A 19,373-nucleotide genomic window follows, 5' to 3' on the forward strand; every position below is an offset into this window, starting at 1 on the left:
CTAACGTTTGATGTGGGAAGCGAATATATAGTTATTTTTTTCGGTCTTCTTAATATGGTACATGGCTTCGTCTGCTCGAATCAATAATTGTTCCGAACTCTTACCATCTTCAGGATATAAGGATATTCCAATGGATGGTGTGACACGAAGCGTGTACGTTTGAATATAAAATGGATGATTCAGGACTTCGAGAACGTGTTCGGCAAACTGTCGTGTTTCTGAAGCAGATGCCTGAATGAAGATCAAGAATTCATCTCCTCCCAAACGTGCGACGAGATCAGTTGTCGTCGTCATTGATTGAAGACGCATTGCCGTTTCTTGTAACAATAAATCACCGACATCATGTCCGTAGGTATCATTGATTTGTTTGAAACCGTCCAAATCGATAAATAATAAGGAACCGTGATCTAGCGACTGAAGAGTTAAATAAAGTTGTTCTTCGAAGTAACGTCGGTTTGGCAAACGAGTGAGCGAATCATGGTATCCCATACGTTCTAGCCATACTTCCTGCTGATAATCTTCCGTGACATCCGCTAAGATGACGAAATAGCGTTGCTGATGTGGAATATCGATGACAGTCGTATTCAAAAAGGTTTCTGGATGTTCCTCCGTAGCCGGTACATGCAGAAGGTGAGCGGGATAGGTCAACTGCTCTTGCTGAAGCAATGGAATGAGTCGATCGAGTTGTAAGCGGTGACTCGGTCCGAGCGGCAGATCATTCCATCCCGCCACTGTAGCAGCCGGGTTGACGGATCGGATCTGATACGTTGCATCGATTTCAAGCACAACTTCTGGATAAGACAGAAAAAGCGACGTCAGTTCTTTTTCCCGTAACTGTAAGAGTGCTGTTTTTTGATGGACGATGTCTTCTAGATTCGTTTGCAGTGCCGTTGTTTCCTGTAACAACCGAAGATTTTCCCGATAAGAGAAAAGCTGACGTGTTAAAAATAATAAAAACGTAATACCAACAGACAATAAGAAGAAAGTTCGAGAGACAGGGAAGAATGTAATATAAAGAATCAGCACAGATAACAAGATATAAACCATCAGTGAACGCGTAAGCGTCTCGACCCGAATGAGAGTCGCTTGTTGCTCACGACTGATGGGAAGGGCACGCGTATTCATGAAGGCGAGGATGAATAAACCGCTAAGTGGATATAGCGGGAGCAATAGACCCGCTATTTGTGGTTCGCCGTTCAATAACAACGTATAAAATACAAAGTTCGTCATTCCGAGAAAAAACGTTCCGAGTATAAGAAAGATGAATCCTGTTCGCGATACGTTTCGTTTTAGTCCAGAAGCATAAAGCAAGAAAAAGAACAGTGTCAATAAAATCGTTAAGAAAGCATAAAATGTCCAACTGATCTGTTCGAGCACTGTTCGTGTATAAGAAGGAACAAAACGGAAAATAGCGATGTATCCAGCAATCATCGACACGGTGAATAAGGTCAAAGAATCGAGAATCAACAACTTTTGTTTTTTAAATAAAGACAAATCCAATTGTCGAAAAAAGAAAAGGACCATCATCGTCAAGTGAATCGTGTAAGGTAGATCGAGCAAGACGTTCAGATTAATAGAGTTCCATTGTAAGAGACGTCCGATCATATTCAGTAAATCACCTAAAAAATACGAAAAGAAGGCAATGGATAGCCATTTATAAGGGAAGGAAGTTTGTTTAAGGACACTAGATCGGCTAAGTAAGAAAATCATGAAAGAACCGGTCAAACTAATGACTGACGAGAGTTGTAACGAGCGGTCTTCTGGCAATAGCCAGAGCAGAATATACGTAACGACTAAGTAGAATGCGACGGTAGGGTAGATGTTTTGAACGATCCGTTTCATCGGAACTCCTCCTTTCGCAAGCCTTCCTTCAAAAAAGAAATATGCTATAACATTACCCGATATCTAGTATGAATTCACATATATTTTCATATAAAAATGAAAACAAGAGATGTTTTCCATTTCATGAAAAAAGCGGAGCTCTTCTTAGTGAAGAACTCCGCTTATCGAAATTACTGATTAGATTGACGATACGTTTCAAATGCCTCGATTTTTTCGGAAAGATAGGTCCAATATTCCATTCGTTCGTCCAGTGTTGCTTTAGTCTTCTCGATGGATTGATACAGTTCATTGACCTTACCGAGGTCGCTTCCTGCCGAAGCAAGTTCGGCTTCTAATTGTTCCAGTTCAGCTTCACTCTCTGCGATTTGTTGTTCAATGATCGCCCAATCTTGTTGTTCCTGATAACTCAACTTCTTCGGTACCTCTACTTTAGGTGTAACAACCTCAACCGTCTTTTCAACGACGACTGGAGAAACAGGTGTCGTCATTTGCTCGAGATAGTCTGTATATTGTCCGTAATAAAAGACGATGTTCGCATCTTCAAATGCAATCAGACGATTAACGACCCGATCGAGAAAGTAGCGATCATGGCTGACCGTAATGACGGTACCTGGGAATGATTCTAAATAGTCTTCGAGTACCGATAATGTCTCAGTATCCAAGTCGTTCGTCGGCTCATCGAGGAAGAGGACGTTCGGTTCCTCCATCAAAATCGTCAACAATTTCAGACGGCGTTTTTCGCCACCAGATAGTTTACCGATTTGTTTATATTGGGCTTCTGGCTTAAAGAGAAACTGTTCGAGCATCTGACTTGCCGTGATTTCCTCACCAGCGAGTGTCGTGATGACTTTTGCGATCCGTTCGACTTCATCGATGACACGGCGTTCGGGATGCGTGAACTCAGCAAATTGACCATAAAAGCCGATTTTGACTGTTTCTCCGTGAATGATTTCGCCTGTTGTCGGCTCTAAGCGTTGCGCAAGGATTGAAAGGAGGGTAGATTTTCCGCTACCGTTTCGGCCTACGATGCCGTACCGTTCTTTTCGTCCAATCAGAGCGTTGAATGATTCAAAAAGTGTCCGTTCGCCAAATCGATGCGATACATCGTGCGCTTCAATGACTTTCTTACCGAGACGGGTCGAACCGACTTGTACTTCGAGTGTCGACTCTTCTTCTTCGTACGAGAGATCTTGTAAAGCATCTACGCGCTGAATCCGGGCTTTTTGTTTCGTCGTCCGCGCCTTTGCTCCGCGACGCAACCAGGCGAGTTCACGACGTAGGATGTTTTGACGTTTTTCTTCCATAGAAGCCGTCCGTTCACGACGTTCGGCACGTTTCTCAAGAAACGATTCATAGTTTCCGACATAGAAATAAGCCGTTCCGTTTGCGATCTCCATCATATGATTCGTCACACGATTCAAGAAATAGCGATCGTGAGTGATCAGTAGAATCGCACCACGGTATTCCTTAATCTGTGTCTCAAGCCAGCTAATTGTCTCGGCATCGAGTTCGTTCGTCGGCTCATCGAGCAGGAGAAGATCGGCTTCATCGAGTAAAGCTTCAGCGAGTCCGACACGCTTGCGTTGCCCTCCGGAAAGAGAGCCAATCAACGCGTTCAAATCGAGGATGCCGAGTTTGTTTAAAATCATCTTTAAGCGTGATTCCGTGTCCCAAGCTTGCGCAGCATCGACTCCTGTTTGAGCTGTGATGAAGCGGTTGAGTAACGTTTCACTCGTCGGATCCTGTTCGAGTGCTAGACGCGCCGTTTCATAGTGACGCAAGGCGTTAATCGTTGGTGTATCACCAGACAGGAGGACTTCCATGACAGTTTGGTCTTCCGGATAATCGGTCGTTTGCGATAACAAGCGGATCCGATAATCGTTCGGGTGATGCATCGTACCAGCGTCTGCCGTCTCTTTACCTGCCAGGATATGCAGGAGAGTCGATTTACCGGTACCATTGACGCCGATGATGCCAATCCGGTCGCCTGGAGAGACAGAGAACGTGACGTCTTCGAAGACGATTTTATCGGCGAATTCTTTTTTGAGATTTTCTGCTTTCATTAACATATTAGACACCTTCTACAATCTGTTTGATTTGCTGTTCGACCGTCTGGACAAGTTCTTTCTGTGTCATCGTACTCGGATCAATCGACGGTAAGATCGTGACGTCGACCGTGGCGGGACGAATCTTACCCGTCTCCTCCATGACACGATAACTCCCTGAAATTGCGACGGGTACGACGCGAGCGCCACTTGAGGTCGCGAGTGTGAAGCTTCCCGCTTTGAACTCCGCCATTGGACCGCCTTTGGAGCGTGTTCCTTCCGGGAAGATGATCATCGATTGTCCGTCCTTGATCGTCTCGACACCAGAACGAATCGCTTTCAGCGATTGGCGTCGATCTTTTCGATCAATCATGACACATCCCATCAGATTCATCCAAACATTGACGATTGGAATTTTATTCACTTCGATTTTTGAGATGAATGCTTTCGGTTTATCGATTGTTCCAAGTAGAATCGGGACATCGAAGTTCCCTTGGTGATTCGAGATGAAAACGACGGGTTCGTTTGCCGGGATGTGTTCACGACCCGTCACGTTGACACGAACACCAGCGAGTCGGAGAAGAGAGTTTGCCCAGGCACTTGCTACACGCTGGACGAATGCATAGCGCGCGAGGTGCGTTCGACGTTTTGCACTAGGTAAAAACGGTAAGGTACAGGGTAAGACAAGTCCAAAATAAATGAACCATATGACAGTACGTATCATGGTGAAGTGACAGCTCCTTTTTTCATTACTGATGTTATTGTACAAAAAAAGACCGGGCGTCGCACCCGGTCTGCGTGATTATTCCCAGTAACGAGGTTCAGATTCCTCTTCGCTTTCTCCTAGTTCAAAGGTGAGGCGACGTGTCGTTGGATCAACAGAGAACGTAGCGTTCGTATTGTCGATCTGTTTGATTTCCATCGTTTCCTCATCCAAAATGAGAGTCAAGCGGACCTTATCTTCGTGATCTACGAGCAGTACGCCATCTTCCTTCAACCATAAATCGATGACAGGGGAGTAGCGAAGTGTCCAACCGTTTGATAAAGGGATTTCGTTCATAATGAATCTGTTCCTCCTAGATGATGAAATCGTGTTCTTTACTTATCATGCTGGTCTGTCGCGGAGAATGCAAGTGGTGTGCTGGAATCTTGTTGAGGATAGGAGACTTGATAAGAAAGTTCACGCTTTTTCATCCGTTCGTATTGTTTTTTGACACGACGGTGTTGGACGTATTCAATATAAGTCAGATAGGACGTACGTATCAGCTGGCGGATTGATGATAGTGACAGACAAATCGCTAGCGTAAAGACGAACACACCGATCGAACTCGTATAATAACCGGTAACAAAACTTAAATATGTAGTGATGAGACCCGCAATCGTCGTGAATAAGTAGAAGAGCACGTCCGTTTCCTCCTCGAAATTAAAATAATGGTATGTCCATTACAATTCGAGGTAAGTCGTGATTTTCCTTTATCGTCCTGTAAATGTCCGGAAAAAATAAAAAATCCACACGGAAGGTGTAGATTTTAAGGGCGATCGATTTGCTGAAGCGCTGGTGTCTTCGGTGTCATATCCGTACTGTTCGATCCTTCTGCGAAGACGATTCCAATCGTAGCAAGGAACGCAAAAAATGCAAAAACCAATGTTTTCGTGAAGCGTCGTGCGAACGAACGCGATTGAATGTTATGAAACATTTTTATCCCCCATATTTACCTAAACTAAACCTTCTTTTTCCTGTTATTTAATCATATATCTTTTTTTCAAAAAAATCACGCAAATGTGTTCCGTTCACAAATATGTCACAAATGTCATCGTTGTGTCGATATCAGAGATGAATGAAAAAAGAGTATAGTATGGTAGGGAAAGAACAGCAGAACGATTCACAAGGACTGGAATCGATTCAAATACAGAGAGGAGATGACCCGAAATGGGATTACGCGCAGGACAGGTTGTCACATTAAAAGTAGAACGCGAAGCAGAGTTTGGAGTGTTTCTGACAGATGGAAATGAAGACGTGTTGTTGCATAACAATGAACAAACACGGAAAGTAGCCCTCGATGAAGAGGTAGAAGTCTTCTTGTATCAAGATAATGAAGGGCGTCTAGCATCATCAATGACGATTCCAGAAGCTTCATTTGAAGACTATGTCAAGACGACGGTTAATGGAACACGCTATAACACAGGAGTGTTCGCGAATATCGGCATTCAAAAAGACGTTCTCGTCTCACTCGACGATTTGCCGCAGCGCCGGATGTTCTGGCCAGAAGAAGGCGATCAACTCTTCATTCGTCTGAAACATGATCAGAAGCTTCGGTTACTCGGAGACCCTGCACCTTATGCATACTTCAACTTACGTGCGAAGCCAGCTCCAGAAGAGTGGAACAACATGGACGTTGAAGGTCTCGTCTTCTCACAACGCGAACCAGGCGTTAACGTCTGGGTCAACGATCAATCGATCGGATTCTTACATGAACGTGAGATGGAACGCTGGCCGCGTCTTGGAGAAGTCTTGAAATTACGAGTGACAAATGTAAAACCAGATGGTACAGTATTACTTTCAGCACGACCACGTGCCTTTGAAGCCATTGATACAGACGCGGAGTTGATTCTGAACCATCTACTTGAACATGATGGTCAGATGCCGTATGGTGATAAGACAGCTCCCGAGACGATCGATGAAGTATTCGGTCTCAGTAAGGCAGCATTCAAACGAGCGCTCGGTCGCCTGTTGAAAGACAAAAAAATAGAAAAAAATGAAACGGGTATTCGGTTGACGAAATAATCGGACCGAGTAAGCCTGCGTTTCGAATAGATAGTAAGGAATTCATCATTTTGGTGGTTGCGGCTGGTTTGATTACCGGCGACCATTTACTGAATATACCCCATCACTAGTGGGGGCACGCGATGACGTTCATCGCACGGTCCGGGCATTACGCCTTTCCCTCGCCCTTATGGCAACGATTATGATGGTGACTTCCCTAAACATTATTATAAGAGAAACCACTCTATCTTTATGTGATAGATTCTGTTATAATAGGTAGTCGATTGTATTCGTTACGGTAGCGTCTGTTTAGTGGCAGACGCTTTTCATATGACAAAGGAGAGTATTTAGCATTGACAACATTTCGTGAATTAAATCTTAGTGAGGCACTTATCAAAGGTGTCCTAAAAATGGGCTTCGAAGAAGCAACACCAATCCAAGCAGAAACAATTCCAGTCGGACTCAGCGGCGTTGACTTAATTGGTCAAGCACAAACAGGTACTGGTAAAACTGCAGCATTCGGTATCCCAACAATTGAGCGTCTTGACGCAAAATCACGCCACATCCAAGCGTTGATTCTTGCTCCAACACGTGAACTCGCAATCCAAGTAGCAGAAGAATTGAACCGGATCGGTGAAGTAAAACGCGTTCATGCACTTCCTGTTTACGGCGGTCAGCAAATCGATCGTCAAATCCGCGCACTTCGCAAAAATCCACAAATCGTCGTTGCGACACCAGGACGTTTGATGGACCACATGAACCGTAAGACGTTGAACCTCGATCACGTTCAAACGGTCATCCTTGACGAAGCAGATGAGATGTTGAACATGGGATTCGTCGAAGACATCGAAAAAATCCTCGGTGCACTTCCTGAAACACGTCAAACACTCTTATTCTCAGCAACGATGCCACCGCAAATTCGTAAAATCGCAGATCGTTTCATGACGACTCCGACACACATCAAAGTCAAAGCAAAAGAAATGACAGTTGAAAACATCGACCAGTCATTCATCGAATTGAAAGAAAGCCAAAAATTCGACGTTCTTTGTCGTTTGATCGACACGGATTCTCCGGAACTCTCAATCATCTTCGGTCGTACGAAAAAACGTGTTGACGAAATGACTGAAGGCTTGATCCAACGCGGATACACAGCTGACGGTTTACACGGTGACTTAACGCAAGCAAAACGTGACCAAGTCATCCGTCGTTTCAAAAAAGGAACGATTGATATCCTCGTCGCGACAGACGTTGCAGCACGTGGTCTTGACATCTCTGGTGTCACACACGTCTACAACTTCGATGTCCCACAAGATCCAGAGAGCTATGTTCACCGGATCGGTCGTACGGGTCGTGCTGGTAAAACAGGATCGGCTGTCACATTCGTTACACCGCGTGAATTCGGTCAAATCAAAACAATCGAACGTGTTACGAACAAAAAAATGTCACGTCGTCATGCACCAACACTTGATGAAATCTTAGAAGGCAACTTGAAGCTTGCTGCACAAGAACTCATCAAACGTGTTGAAGCAAAAGACTCAAAAGAATATACGACACTTGCACAAGAACTCTTAGAAGAGTACGAAGCAGTGGAACTTCTTTCAGCAGCACTTAAAGGATTGACGAAAGAGCCGGATGCAACACCAGTCCAAATCTCTTCAATCGAACCAATCCGCGTGAAACGTTTCGGTAGCAACGGTGGTGGAAACCGTCGTCCTTACGGAAACAAAGGTGGAAGTGGAAGCGGCAACCGCAGTGGCGGATACCGTGGAAACAACCCACGTAGCGGTAGTGATCGTCGTGAAGGTGGTCGTTCATCTTCTTCATCAGATCGTCGTGAAGGCGGTTATGCTGGACGTAGCAACCGTAGCGAAAGCGATCGTAACCGTGGTGGACGTAAACCACGTTTTGAAAAGTAAACGATTCGAACCGATTTGTCACAGACAAGTCGGTTCTTTTTTATGATTTATCTAAGCGGTCATGATAAAATGAGCCATGAACGATAGGGAGAGGGCTGAATCATTCGTGTATACCATTTATGTAGCAGCATCCGTCTGTCTCGTTGCACTGATTATCGCGACGAAAAAGATTTGTGAGCGGACGACAAAAGGACATTTTCGTTATATTCCGTTGGCGACCTTATTATTCGGTGGCATCATCTTTCTTGTGCTAGCCATCGGTAAGGGAGGAGCCGTCGGAATTCAATACGGCGTCCTGAGTATCATCTACTTGACGGCGACATTCGGTGTGTACTTGTATATCGCTTTGCGGAAAGATACGACGTTATCGTAAAACAGGGGCTCTCTCGTTACAGAGAGGCTCTTTTTTTGTTAAGATAGAACAAGAGTACAAGGGGGGAATAGAATGGATGCATTAGATGTCATCGTTCATCCCGAAGAGATAGAGGCGTGGTTTCAACCGATCGTAGGCGCTGCCCCTTTTAAGGTGGAAGGGTATGAAATCCAGTCCCATTTTCGTGGAGAACCGTTAAAACCATTTTTTCAGGAAGATGATGTTCCAATCGAGTATCAACTCGAAGTCATGGGGCATGTCGTCCGTCAAGCATTCCAAAAAGTACCCTCCGATGCACAAGCGTTCATCTTAATCCGTTGCCGTCCAGCTTGGCTGTTTGAAAACGGTGGCGAGGACTTCTTGCATGTCTTACGGACGGTCGACTCATCGTTTCCAAAAGAGCGGATGTATGTCACATTGACGGACGTCCAAGTCGATGATTTTGACCGTCTAGGTCGGATCGTCGCATATTACCAGAACTCTGGACTGAAGGTAGCGCTGGACCGTGCGGAAGCAACGAGTCTCGAACGTGTCTTTTCGATGTCACCGGATATGTTGATCGTCGATTTATCCTCCATGATTGAGAAAAAGACTGTCTCAGCGTCATATCCGCATCTCTTACAGACGATGGAGCACCTCTGTGATCAGCTCGGAGCGCCACTTTTGTATAAGAATATCAGTCATCTCGGTCAACTTCGGTATGCGTGGCAGCACGGAGGGCGTTACTACATGGGGAATTTACTTGGAGAAGCATCACCTGAATGGGTCATGACCTGTCCTGGTATGGAAGTGTTGATCCATGAAGTTCCGATGTTCTACAAATATGATCGCGAACAGATGAATCGCTTGTTCCAACTGGAGCAAGACTGGACAGTCCGATTTAAGGAAGATTGTCAGTCCTTGAAGCCGGAGCAAGATCTCGACCAATGGTTGCTGACGCTCGCCCGGAAGATGGAGCCGGAATTCATCCGGTTTTATATCACGGATGCGAATGGATTCCAACAATCTTCAAACGTCAGTAAAAAAAGTGGGGAGTGGAAACTGTATTCTTTCTACAAAGGATACAACTGGAGTTTTCGTCCTTACTTCATCCGGACGACGGTAGCGATGGAACGACGACATAGCGGATATTTGTCCGAACGATATGTCGACTTCAGCTCGAGCGAACAAACGCGGACATTTAGTATGCCGCTCGGTAATGGGATGTTCTTATTTGCGGATATTTCTGCAGATTATCTATATCAAGAACGATTGAGTGAATGAGGAGGAAATGAAAGTGTTAGATTATGATTACGAGGCATTACGAGAAATTGGACGAATCGTCGCCATGGCACGCGATGAGATGGCGGATGCCGTCAAACCCGGAATCACGACGAAGGAACTCGATGACATCGGAGCACGTATCCTGAAGGAACAGGGGGCAGAGTCTGCTCCAATCGTCATGTACGATTTCCCAGGAGCGACATGTATCAGTGTCAACGATATCGCAGCACACGGTATCCCAGGGAAGTATGTCATTCAAGAAGGCGATATCGTCAATGTCGATGTCTCAGCTGTGAAAAATGGCTATTACTCGGATACAGGGAAGACGGTTATCGCAGGAGAAGCAAAACGTCCGGAAGATGTCCGACTCGTTGAAGTATCATTGACGGCGCTTGAGAAAGGACTCGAGAAGGTCAAAGCCGGAACGAAGGTCAACCAGATTGGAAAAGCGATCTACGCTGAGACACGTAAAAATGGTTTCACGGTCATCCGTAACTTAGCAGGACATGGTCTTGGGAAGACACTTCATGGTGAGCCAGAATCTATCTCGAACTATTTCAATCGTGAAGAAAACGATTTGTTGAAGGAAGGGCAAGTCATTGCTGTCGAGACGTTCATTTCAACGGGAGATGAGTTCTGTATCGAAGATGAGCGGGATGGTTGGACGTTATACACACCGAACCGGAGTCTCGTCTCACAATTCGAGCACACTGTCGTCGTCTTAAAAGACGGGTATGAGATTTTGACGAAAGTCGATGGCAAAGAATCGTTCTAAGAAAAGCTCATATAGTAAAACACGAGAAGAGGCAAAGGAAATTAATCCATTGCCTCTTTTTTGTCGTAGTGTTCTTGTTACAAGGAGATTCGAGACGTTGCCAATTTGTTTAACTGTGATTCGGATACGGCTGGAGCGGAATAACGAATGTGTCCGTGTTCGACATGATACGGGGTCTCAAGCAAATCTTCTTCGAAATAATCGGCAGTACTTGCCATATCGATCGGATAAGCGAGTCCAGGAAGTGTTGCAAAAGCAAGGGTCTGACGACGACCGATACCGCTCTCGAACATCCCACCGAGCCAGTAAGGCGCTTTTGTTCGAAGGGATAAGGCATTCGTCAGTCCACCGACGCGTGCCGGCTTAATATTCAGTATCTGACCGGCGTGGAGCGCCTGCATCAAATCGGCATCTGCTGGAGTGACGATGGATTCATCGAGACAAATCGGTGTCTGTAAAAGGCTAGCGAGACGTTGATGCCCGGACCAATCCGATGCTGCGAGCGGTTGTTCCATCATAACGAGACCAAATGAATCCCACTGTTGTAACAGGGGAAAGTCCGCTTCAGTAAAACTACCGTTGGCGTCAAACATCAAAGGCGCATCAGGAAAAGCGGCGCGAACCTGCTCGAGAACGCCCGTATCTGTCGGAGCGAGCTTCAGTTTGATCCGTCCATACCCGGAAGTGAGGGCTTGTCCTACGGCTTCGACGGTTTGTGCGGCAGAAGCTCGTCCGAGTGCTTTCCCGCAAGGTACGATGGATGATTCATCACCTCCGAGATACGTGGCGAGCGATTGCCTGGAAGCTGCTGCGAATAATTCATAGATTGCTCCTTCGAACATCGCCTTTGCCATCGGATTACCTTGGATGATGCGGAAACGATCCGTGACGTCTGCTGGATGATGGAGTGGCTGTTCAAGTAACTGATACAGCAGCGGGGCGACTCCTTGGAGAGAGTGTTGTGTTTCGGACGTATACCATGGTGTATCGAACGCGACGCCTTCTCCATAACCGATTCGCCCTTCCGAATCGGTCAGACGTAAAATCGTCGTCCGGCGCACCGTCAAAGTTGAGAGGGCGGTTTGCATCGGACGCCGAAAGACGAGTGGAACATCGAACAGTTCGGCAGAGCGTAGTGCAATACTCATAATGACTCCTTCAGTTGCTTGCGTAACAATTTACCATTCGCATTACGCGGTAAAGTGCTGTGATAGACGTAATCAACCGGACATTTATATTTAGCGAGCAATTGACTGATCTCGGTTCGGATGGTTGTCTCTTCAAGGCTACTGACGATGAAGGCGACCGGAACTTGTCCCCATGTAGGATCAAATCGTCCAACGACACCTGCTTCTTGAATCCCATTGATCGAGAGAAGCGCTGATTCGACTTCAGCCGGATAAATATTTTCTCCACCTGAGATGATAAGATCACTTCGACGATCGAGAACATAGAGGTATCCATCGTCGTCCAGTCGTCCTAAGTCCCCAGTCTTAAAAAAACCATCTGCTGTAAAAGCGTCTGCCGTTTTCTCTTCCTCATGAAAATAGCCTTTCATGATTGTTGGCCCTTTGACTTCGATTTCTTGATGACGCGTGATGCGGATTTGTGTCGGATGAATCGCTTGTCCGGCCGAGCCGATTTTTCGTAAAGCATCCTCGGGCAAGAGAGTTGCGATTTGGGAAGCCGTTTCCGTCATGCCGTATGTCTGCATGACAGGGATGTTGCGATCAAGGGCTCGCGTCAGAATCGGTAATGGAACAGGACCGCCTCCTGTCAGTACGACGCGAAGCGCGTGACGACGTAGCCCGGCTTCGAGCAACCGGTCGAGCATGACCGAGACGAGTGAGACATGGGTAATCTTTTCCGTCGTGATCCAGTGCAAGGCGCGTTCTGGGGAAAAATGTGGCTCGAGGATGATCGGCACTCCGTAGATGACCGCCCGGTAGACGACGGCTAACCCACTCATATGAAATAGCGGTGTGACGATCAAAAAACGATCCTCTGGCAGTGATCCGATATGACGCGCGGCGTTCGTCGCACTCGAGAAATGATTCAACATTGTTTGTTCGACGGCTTTCGGATGTCCGGTCGTACCACTCGTAAAGAGCATCGATTGGACGTATTGCTTGGGCATATGACGGATCAACAGGTCAGGGGCTTCTTTTTCATAAGAGAAAGCCACACACGGGATCCTTGTATCGAGTGTTCGGTCCGTCACGATGAGCCGTACATCTGCTTGTTTGAATTGACGTAACACTTCTGTCTGTGTCAAACGTGTGTTAATCGGAACGACGGTCAATTCGAGCAACTGAGCCGCGTGAAGTGCGACGATGTAGCGCGCACTCGATGGACCATAAAGCGCAATCCGGTCTCCGCGTGTCACGATCGTCGCCCATGTACTTGCTAAGCGGTGAGCACGTGTATACAGTTCAGACCACGACCATCGCTCGGTTTCCGTAATGAGCGCGACGTCATCTGGTTGTTCTTTTGCCCGTGTATAGATCCAAGGATACAAAATAGTCACTTCCTTTTGAGATGAATATACGAAAAAGGTTCAATGTCAGAAGACGATTGAACCTTTTTTTCATTATGGGAAACGCGGGAACTGTCCGAAGTCCGGATTGCGTTTTTCTTTGAACGCATCGCGTCCTTCTTTTGCTTCGTCTGTTGTGTAGTAAAGCAACGTAGCGTCTCCAGCGAGTTGCTGAATCCCTGCAAGACCATCTGAGTCGGCGTTGAATGCCGCTTTGAGGAAACGAAGAGCCGTTGGTGAATGTTGAAGGATTTCAGCACACCATTGAATCGTTTCTTGCTCGAGATCTGCGAGTGGAACGACCGTGTTGACGAGTCCCATATCAAGTGCTTGCTGTGCGTCATATTGACGGCAGAGGTACCAGATTTCGCGCGCTTTCTTGTGTCCAACGACGCGTGCGAGGTAACCAGAGCCATATCCAGCATCGAATGAACCAACTTTTGGACCAGTTTGTCCGAAGCGGGCGTTGTCTGCAGCAATCGTCAAGTCACATACGAGGTGAAGGACGTGTCCGCCGCCAATCGCATAACCTGCGACCATAGCGATGACTGGTTTTGGGATGACACGAATCAAACGTTGAAGATCAAGGACGTTCAAGCGTGGAATTTCGTCGTCACCGACATATCCACCATGTCCGCGTACCTTTTGGTCTCCACCAGAACAGAATGCGAGATCGCCTTCACCTGTTAAGATGATGACGCCGACATTTTGATCGTCACGTGCACGTGAAAATGCGTCGATGAGTTCGTGGACCGTGTGTGGTCGGAACGCATTGCGAACTTCAGGACGGTTGATCGTGATTTTTGCGATCCCGTTCCATTGTTCATATTTGATGTCTTCATAGCTGCGGGCTGATACCCATTCCGGAGCATATTTCATTTGAATTCCCCCAATATGTTAGTGATGAATAAGTAGATTCTTTACCATTGTAACAAACTTTTGCGGTTGGTCGATATGTGGGGCGTGCGAAGCGTGCAAAATCACGTGAATTTTTTCAGGTGATGCCGCGCGCGAAGCGATGGCACGGAATTTTTCATCCTCTGCCCCGACGATCCAATCAATCTCTTTCGGAAGGCATGACCAAAGGGATGGCATGCTCCCTGTACCTTGTGCACGTAAAGAAGCACTCAGACCTTCAACCGTTTGGGACATGCGCTCCTGACGCAGTCGCGTACGTTGCTGTTCTTTGAGAAGGGCTTGTGGTTTAAATAGTCCAAGTGTCTCCCAGTAATCAATGAAAGCTTCTAGTCCGTCTTTTTCAAGGCGCTCCGCCAGCAATCGGTCGGATGCACGACGCGCTCTTCGATCAGTTGCGGCCTCAATCCCTGGTGTCGTACTAACAGCAATCGTCCGAGCGATTTGCTCAGAGACGACGCTCAGCATTAAAGCAATTCGTCCACCCATCGAATATCCAAGGACGATCCATGGCTCGGATCGCGTAGCGAGCAGTGCCTCGAGATCCTTGACCTGTTGCGTCAAACGCATTCGTTGCTCAGATGCCGGTGTCGTTTTTCCATGTCCCATCAAATCCAGACGGTAGACGGTGAAGTGGGTCGATAAATGCTCACTTAGCAGGTTCCACGTCGTGAGGGAGCCTGTAAAACCATGAAGCAATAGGAGCGGTGGACCCGATCCCTCGATTTGCACATGATACGTATGCCCACGCAAAATCATTGGAACACCTCGGCTAGCGCTTGATTCGTTACGTCCCAGATCGAACGGTGCATCTGTACGTTCTCTGTTCGTGTTGTCTTGACTTCAAGAATCCGAGTGACGTTCGTCTCTTCCGCAAGTGCTTGACGTAACGCGGCGATCGAATCGATAGCCTGATAAGTTACGCCGTAGCCGGAGGCGAGAGAAGCGAAGTCGAGATGCTGCGGTGTGCCGAAGAGTGGTTCGAAGACTTCTTGCTCAAGTTGTTGTTGCGGTAAAAAGCTAAAGATGCCGCCACCCGCATTGTTGACGAGAATGATCGTTAGCGGAAGCGTCCGTGCTGTCATCAGACCGTTGATATCATGAATGAACGCCAAGTCACCGACGAGTAAGTAGCGATGCTTGGCATCAAACGTTGCTCCTAGCGCACTGGAGAGAATCCCGTCAATCCCGTTTGCTCCTCGGTTCGCGAGTAGACGAAGCGGTGTTCCTGTCGGTAGGAACGTATCGACATCCCGGATTGGCATGCTGTTCGAAACGAAGAGACTTCCGTCCTGTAACGCCGCCAATGCACGGACGACGTTATATTCCGTCATCTTTTCTTGATCGATCGTCGCAAAAGCACCGACGACGCATCGCTCCGCCTGTTGCAACAGTGTCAGATATGCAGGGTCGTGCGGAACAGATTCATGATGCGCGAGTTGTCGCGCGTGACCAATTATGAAATCAGAATGAAGTTGCGGGTCGCGCCAGTTTCCTGGATGACCGACGACCGTCGTCGGAATATCCCGAGACCAAAGCAGATAAGGTTTTGACGTCGGCATGGCACCAAAACGAATGATTCGATCTGGTCTGACGTGCTGAGCGGTAGCTGGATGTTTGAGCCATGTATCGTAATAGGCAAAAACGTGAGCATCATGCGATTGTCTTCCTTGACTGAGTGGATCCGCTAACACCGGAATCCCTGCTTGTTTCGCATACGAAATGACAATCTGACTGTCCGCCGCAGTGAGTTGTGGCCCAAGTACAAACAGAAGACGTTCTTCTTGAAGCACGGTCGCTAAAGCGCTGTTTACTCCCGGTGTTGGTTCAGGTAAAACACCGACCGGGCGCCCTGTCCGTAAGAGATCTACTTCCGGTACGAGGGGTTCACGTAACGGAACATTGATTTGAACCGGTCCTGCTGGTTCCGTCAGGGAGAGTAGGGTTGCACGTTGTGCGACATGAGCGACGTAAGGAAGGCTTGCCTCTTCTGCTAAAGGAAGATCAAACGCATGCCGAACCTGCTTTCCGTACAGGCCGACCTGATCAATGGCTTGTGGCGCACCGACATTCCGTAATTCGTGTGGTCGATCGGCGGTCAAGACGATCAACGGAAGTTCAAAGATGTTCGCTTCGGTCACTGCTGAATAATAGTTCGTCGCAGCGGTACCGCTCGTACAAATCAATGCAACGGGACGAACGCGTTCTTCCGTCCGTGTTAGACCTAAAGCAAAAAAACTAGCCGACCGTTCGTCAACAAGGACGTGGGTACGGCTAGAAGGATGCAGAAAAGCAGCAATGGCAAGTGGTGTCGAACGGGAACCGGGACTGATGACGAAGTCCCGGACACCAGAAGCGACGAGCGTATCAATTAACGTATGCATCCACTTAGTCAACATAAATATCATCCTTTTCAATCGAACCGACGTGTCCAAGTGCTTGGACCATCGGTGATAGTTTAGTTTCCGTCTCTGCCAGTTCACTATCGAGATGAGAGCCTTCGACGAGACCACAACCGGCATAAAGAATGACCGCCCGTTCTGTAAATAATCCAGATCGAATAGCAACGATGAATTCCCCGTCATCCTGTCCGTTCATCCAACCAACAGGTGAACCGTACCATCCTCGTTCGAACGTCTCGATTTCTTGGATGGCATCGACTGCTAACTGCTTTGGTTCGCCCCCAAGCGCAGGTGTCGGATGCAGTTTTTCGATTAATTGGAATAACGTCACATCTTCTTTTAAATGAGCTGTGATCGGTGTATAAAGATGTTGGATATGGCGATTCTTCAAGAGAATCGGTGTATCCGGACAATCCAGTTCCTCTGAAAAGACAGATAATGTTCGTTCGATCGAATCCGCGACGATTCCGTGCTCCACCCGGTTCTTTTGATCTTGTAATAACGATTGACCGAGTGCTTCGTCCATCTCATCCATCGCGTGGCGTGGTGCAGAACCAGCGACGGCTGCCGTTTCAAGATGACGTCCACGTTTTAAGACGAGTCGTTCCGGTGTAGCGCCGATGAAGGCTTCTTCCGGATTCGGTTGGAAACAGAAGACGTAGCTGCCGGGTTGCGTATCTTCGAGTTCAGCGACGACAGCGGCTACGTCGAGCGGACGATCCAGCTCATAGACGACTTCGCGCGCCAGGACGATTTTTTCAAGTGTCGTCTCCAAGTAGTGCATCGCTTGATGGAACGAAGCTTCAAAGGCTTCATTTCCGTCCCGCGATAGTCGTAAGCGTGTGACGCCTGTCGAAGTCGATGCATGCGGTTGATTGACTTTGGCGAAATCGAGTGCGAGTTCATTTAAAATCGAATCGACTTGATCCATAGGCTCGACGCGAGCAAAAATCGTCACACGTGTCTTGCCATCTTGTTCTAGAAATAAAAACTTCGGAATCGTCATCGAAGCGTCTCCGAAGGAAGACCAACGATAATCCGGTTGTTTGAGCTCGGTAAACGAAAATCCGCTGAACGCAAATAAATCATGACCGACATGATCGCGATTCAAGTTTGCCCATTGCGATTGAATCCGTAAAAAACGATCCGTTCCTGAAGCCTGAAGTTGTTGTACGATGCCAAACCCGATGGCCCGCATCGAGCGATCAGGTGTCGCGAAATAAAATCGTTCCTCGATACCCTGTTCGAGGGAACTCATGTCAGTTGCTTCGATTTCCCATGAATACGAAGCGAGTATAGGTCGTTGTGAGGCGTTCGCCTGACTGACGGCCTGTTCGATACACTGTTTTAGCTCTTGTTGAGCGTAAGCCATACCGCTCATTGCCCCCTAGTCTATAGATACTGTGATATGTTTCACTTAATCTAAGTGTAAACTTTTTGCGGACAAAAAAGAAGGAATAAGCTATCTCTGATTGAACATTGACAGCAAAAAACGAAACCCGATACACTTAGACAGGAAAGGGGTTATTATATGAATAAATCAATCGCTGTCTATTGGCGAATGACACGACCGCATACGTTAACAGCAAGTTTTGTTCCGGTCGTCGTCGGTACGGCAGTTGTCGCACCACGCGTGGAATCGATACGCTTGGATTTGTTCGTGGCGATGTTGATCGCGTCGATGCTGATTCAAATCGCAACGAATCTGTTCAATGAATACTACGATTACAAACGGGGTTTAGATACGGAGGAATCGGTCGGAATCGGTGGATCGATCGTGCGTGATGGATTCAAGCCGGGAACGATCCTAGCGTTCGCACTTACGTTGTATGGCATCTCGGCATTACTTGGTGTGTATCTGTGTATCGAGACGTCGTGGTGGTTGCTTGTCGTCGGACTCATCTCGATGTTCGTCGGATATATCTATACAGGGGGACCGCTGCCAATCGCCTATACACCGTTTGGAGAGGTCGTTGCAGGCTTTTTCATGGGGTATATCATCATCGCGATTTCTGCGTACTTGCAAATTGGTTATGTTCCGACAGAAGCCGTTGCGATTTCGGTACCAGTCGCCATCTTGATCGGCTCGATCCTGCTTGCGAATAACATTCGGGACTTGGATAATGATAAGGTCAACGGACGAAAAACGATTGCCTGTCTCGTCGGACATCGCCGTGCTGTTTACGTCTTGATCGGATTTTTTGCGGCAGCTGTCCTGTCTCTCATTATTGCTGTACTCGCATTCGAAGTCTCATGGTTTGCGTTACTCGCGTTGTTAAGTATTCCACTCATGATCAAAGCAGTCCGTCTCTTCTGGGAAGACTTGCCACCGGAAAAACTGATGCCTGGTATGGCACAGACTGGTAAAGTGAATACGATTTTCGGACTTTTACTCGCAATCAGTCTCGTGATCGCGAATATCTAATCTTAATTTAAAGTAGCAGGCGATTCGCTTGCTGCTTTTTTTACGTGAAGATAGGGAACAGTTAGAAAAAAAGTACTTCGGTTGTCACTGATTTAAAATTTTACTATAATTGAAGCA

Annotated in this window: 18 protein-coding genes; 6 read left to right on the top strand and 12 right to left on the bottom strand. The window is 47.2% G+C overall.

Features of this window, described 5'->3' with window-relative positions; translation table 11 throughout:
* From KNQ15_RS07085 to KNQ15_RS07110, 6 genes are all read right to left on the bottom strand, one after another.
* On the bottom strand, positions 1-1,842 hold the full coding sequence (locus tag KNQ15_RS07085) for a GGDEF domain-containing protein (protein WP_214728532.1): 1,842 nt from the start codon (positions 1,840-1,842) through the stop codon (positions 1-3).
* A gap of 170 nt (positions 1,843-2,012) precedes the next feature.
* Positions 2,013-3,911 (bottom strand): ABC-F family ATP-binding cassette domain-containing protein, encoded by a 1,899-nt coding sequence (locus tag KNQ15_RS07090; protein WP_214728534.1) that lies wholly within the window; start codon positions 3,909-3,911, stop codon positions 2,013-2,015.
* 1 nt (position 3,912) lies between these two features.
* The gene (locus KNQ15_RS07095; protein WP_029340873.1) at positions 3,913-4,611 is read right to left on the bottom strand and encodes a lysophospholipid acyltransferase family protein; all 699 of its coding nucleotides are present in this window, start codon (positions 4,609-4,611) and stop codon (positions 3,913-3,915) included.
* A 78-nt stretch (positions 4,612-4,689) separates the two neighbouring features.
* Positions 4,690-4,947, bottom strand: a complete 258-nt coding sequence (locus tag KNQ15_RS07100; RefSeq protein WP_023467272.1) for a hypothetical protein — start codon at positions 4,945-4,947, stop codon at positions 4,690-4,692.
* A 38-nt stretch (positions 4,948-4,985) separates the two neighbouring features.
* Positions 4,986-5,291: a hypothetical protein gene (locus tag KNQ15_RS07105; protein WP_029340874.1), complete on the bottom strand. Its 306-nt coding sequence runs from the start codon at positions 5,289-5,291 to the stop codon at positions 4,986-4,988.
* Between the two features lie 125 nt (positions 5,292-5,416).
* Complete coding sequence (locus KNQ15_RS07110; protein ID WP_023467274.1) at positions 5,417-5,584, bottom strand: hypothetical protein; 168 nt, start codon at positions 5,582-5,584, stop codon at positions 5,417-5,419.
* A 233-nt stretch (positions 5,585-5,817) separates the two neighbouring features.
* Here KNQ15_RS07110 and KNQ15_RS07115 point away from each other — a divergent pair, with 233 nt between their 5' ends.
* The 5 genes from KNQ15_RS07115 (at position 5,818) to map (ending at position 10,978) form a co-directional block, all read left to right on the top strand.
* Complete coding sequence (locus KNQ15_RS07115) at positions 5,818-6,672, top strand: CvfB family protein (RefSeq protein ID WP_047395140.1); 855 nt, start codon at positions 5,818-5,820, stop codon at positions 6,670-6,672.
* A 332-nt stretch (positions 6,673-7,004) separates the two neighbouring features.
* Positions 7,005-8,567 carry a degradosome RNA helicase CshA gene (gene cshA / locus KNQ15_RS07120; protein ID WP_029340876.1) on the top strand — a complete coding sequence of 521 codons (1,563 nt, stop codon included), beginning with the start codon at positions 7,005-7,007 and terminating at the stop codon, positions 8,565-8,567.
* A 106-nt stretch (positions 8,568-8,673) separates the two neighbouring features.
* The gene (locus KNQ15_RS07125) at positions 8,674-8,940 is read left to right on the top strand and encodes a hypothetical protein (RefSeq protein WP_029340877.1); all 267 of its coding nucleotides are present in this window, start codon (positions 8,674-8,676) and stop codon (positions 8,938-8,940) included.
* A 72-nt stretch (positions 8,941-9,012) separates the two neighbouring features.
* Positions 9,013-10,203: an EAL-associated domain-containing protein gene (locus tag KNQ15_RS07130; RefSeq protein ID WP_069940343.1), complete on the top strand. Its 1,191-nt coding sequence runs from the start codon at positions 9,013-9,015 to the stop codon at positions 10,201-10,203.
* 13 nt (positions 10,204-10,216) lie between these two features.
* Entirely contained in the window at positions 10,217-10,978 is a 762-nt protein-coding gene (gene map, locus KNQ15_RS07135; RefSeq protein WP_353048891.1) for a type I methionyl aminopeptidase, read from the top strand.
* A gap of 77 nt (positions 10,979-11,055) precedes the next feature.
* On the opposite strand, the gene menC is transcribed toward map, so the two are convergent.
* The 6 genes from menC to KNQ15_RS07165 form a co-directional block, all read right to left on the bottom strand.
* Positions 11,056-12,126: an o-succinylbenzoate synthase gene (gene menC, locus KNQ15_RS07140; protein WP_214728539.1), complete on the bottom strand. Its 1,071-nt coding sequence runs from the start codon at positions 12,124-12,126 to the stop codon at positions 11,056-11,058.
* Positions 12,123-13,496 carry an o-succinylbenzoate--CoA ligase gene (gene menE, locus KNQ15_RS07145; protein ID WP_029340881.1) on the bottom strand — a complete coding sequence of 458 codons (1,374 nt, stop codon included), beginning with the start codon at positions 13,494-13,496 and terminating at the stop codon, positions 12,123-12,125. The genes menC and menE overlap by 4 nt, the downstream gene beginning before the upstream one ends.
* A 72-nt stretch (positions 13,497-13,568) precedes the next feature.
* Positions 13,569-14,393 carry a 1,4-dihydroxy-2-naphthoyl-CoA synthase gene (gene menB / locus KNQ15_RS07150; RefSeq protein WP_023469886.1) on the bottom strand — a complete coding sequence of 275 codons (825 nt, stop codon included), beginning with the start codon at positions 14,391-14,393 and terminating at the stop codon, positions 13,569-13,571.
* Positions 14,394-14,411: 18 nt separating this feature from the next.
* Positions 14,412-15,188 (bottom strand): 2-succinyl-6-hydroxy-2,4-cyclohexadiene-1-carboxylate synthase, encoded by a 777-nt coding sequence (gene menH / locus KNQ15_RS07155; RefSeq protein WP_214728542.1) that lies wholly within the window; start codon positions 15,186-15,188, stop codon positions 14,412-14,414.
* Positions 15,185-16,828, bottom strand: a complete 1,644-nt coding sequence (menD, locus tag KNQ15_RS07160; RefSeq protein ID WP_214728544.1) for a 2-succinyl-5-enolpyruvyl-6-hydroxy-3-cyclohexene-1-carboxylic-acid synthase — start codon at positions 16,826-16,828, stop codon at positions 15,185-15,187. The genes menH and menD overlap by 4 nt, the downstream gene beginning before the upstream one ends.
* Positions 16,818-18,203 carry an isochorismate synthase gene (locus KNQ15_RS07165; RefSeq protein ID WP_214728546.1) on the bottom strand — a complete coding sequence of 462 codons (1,386 nt, stop codon included), beginning with the start codon at positions 18,201-18,203 and terminating at the stop codon, positions 16,818-16,820. The genes menD and KNQ15_RS07165 overlap by 11 nt, the downstream gene beginning before the upstream one ends.
* A 159-nt stretch (positions 18,204-18,362) precedes the next feature.
* Here KNQ15_RS07165 and KNQ15_RS07170 point away from each other — a divergent pair, with 159 nt between their 5' ends.
* On the top strand, positions 18,363-19,256 hold the full coding sequence (locus KNQ15_RS07170) for a 1,4-dihydroxy-2-naphthoate polyprenyltransferase (protein ID WP_029340886.1): 894 nt from the start codon (positions 18,363-18,365) through the stop codon (positions 19,254-19,256).
* Positions 19,257-19,373: the final 117 nt, after the last annotated feature.

The organism is Exiguobacterium sp. s168 (assembly GCF_018619035.1).
Taxonomy (GTDB): domain Bacteria; phylum Bacillota; class Bacilli; order Exiguobacteriales; family Exiguobacteriaceae; genus Exiguobacterium_A; species Exiguobacterium_A acetylicum.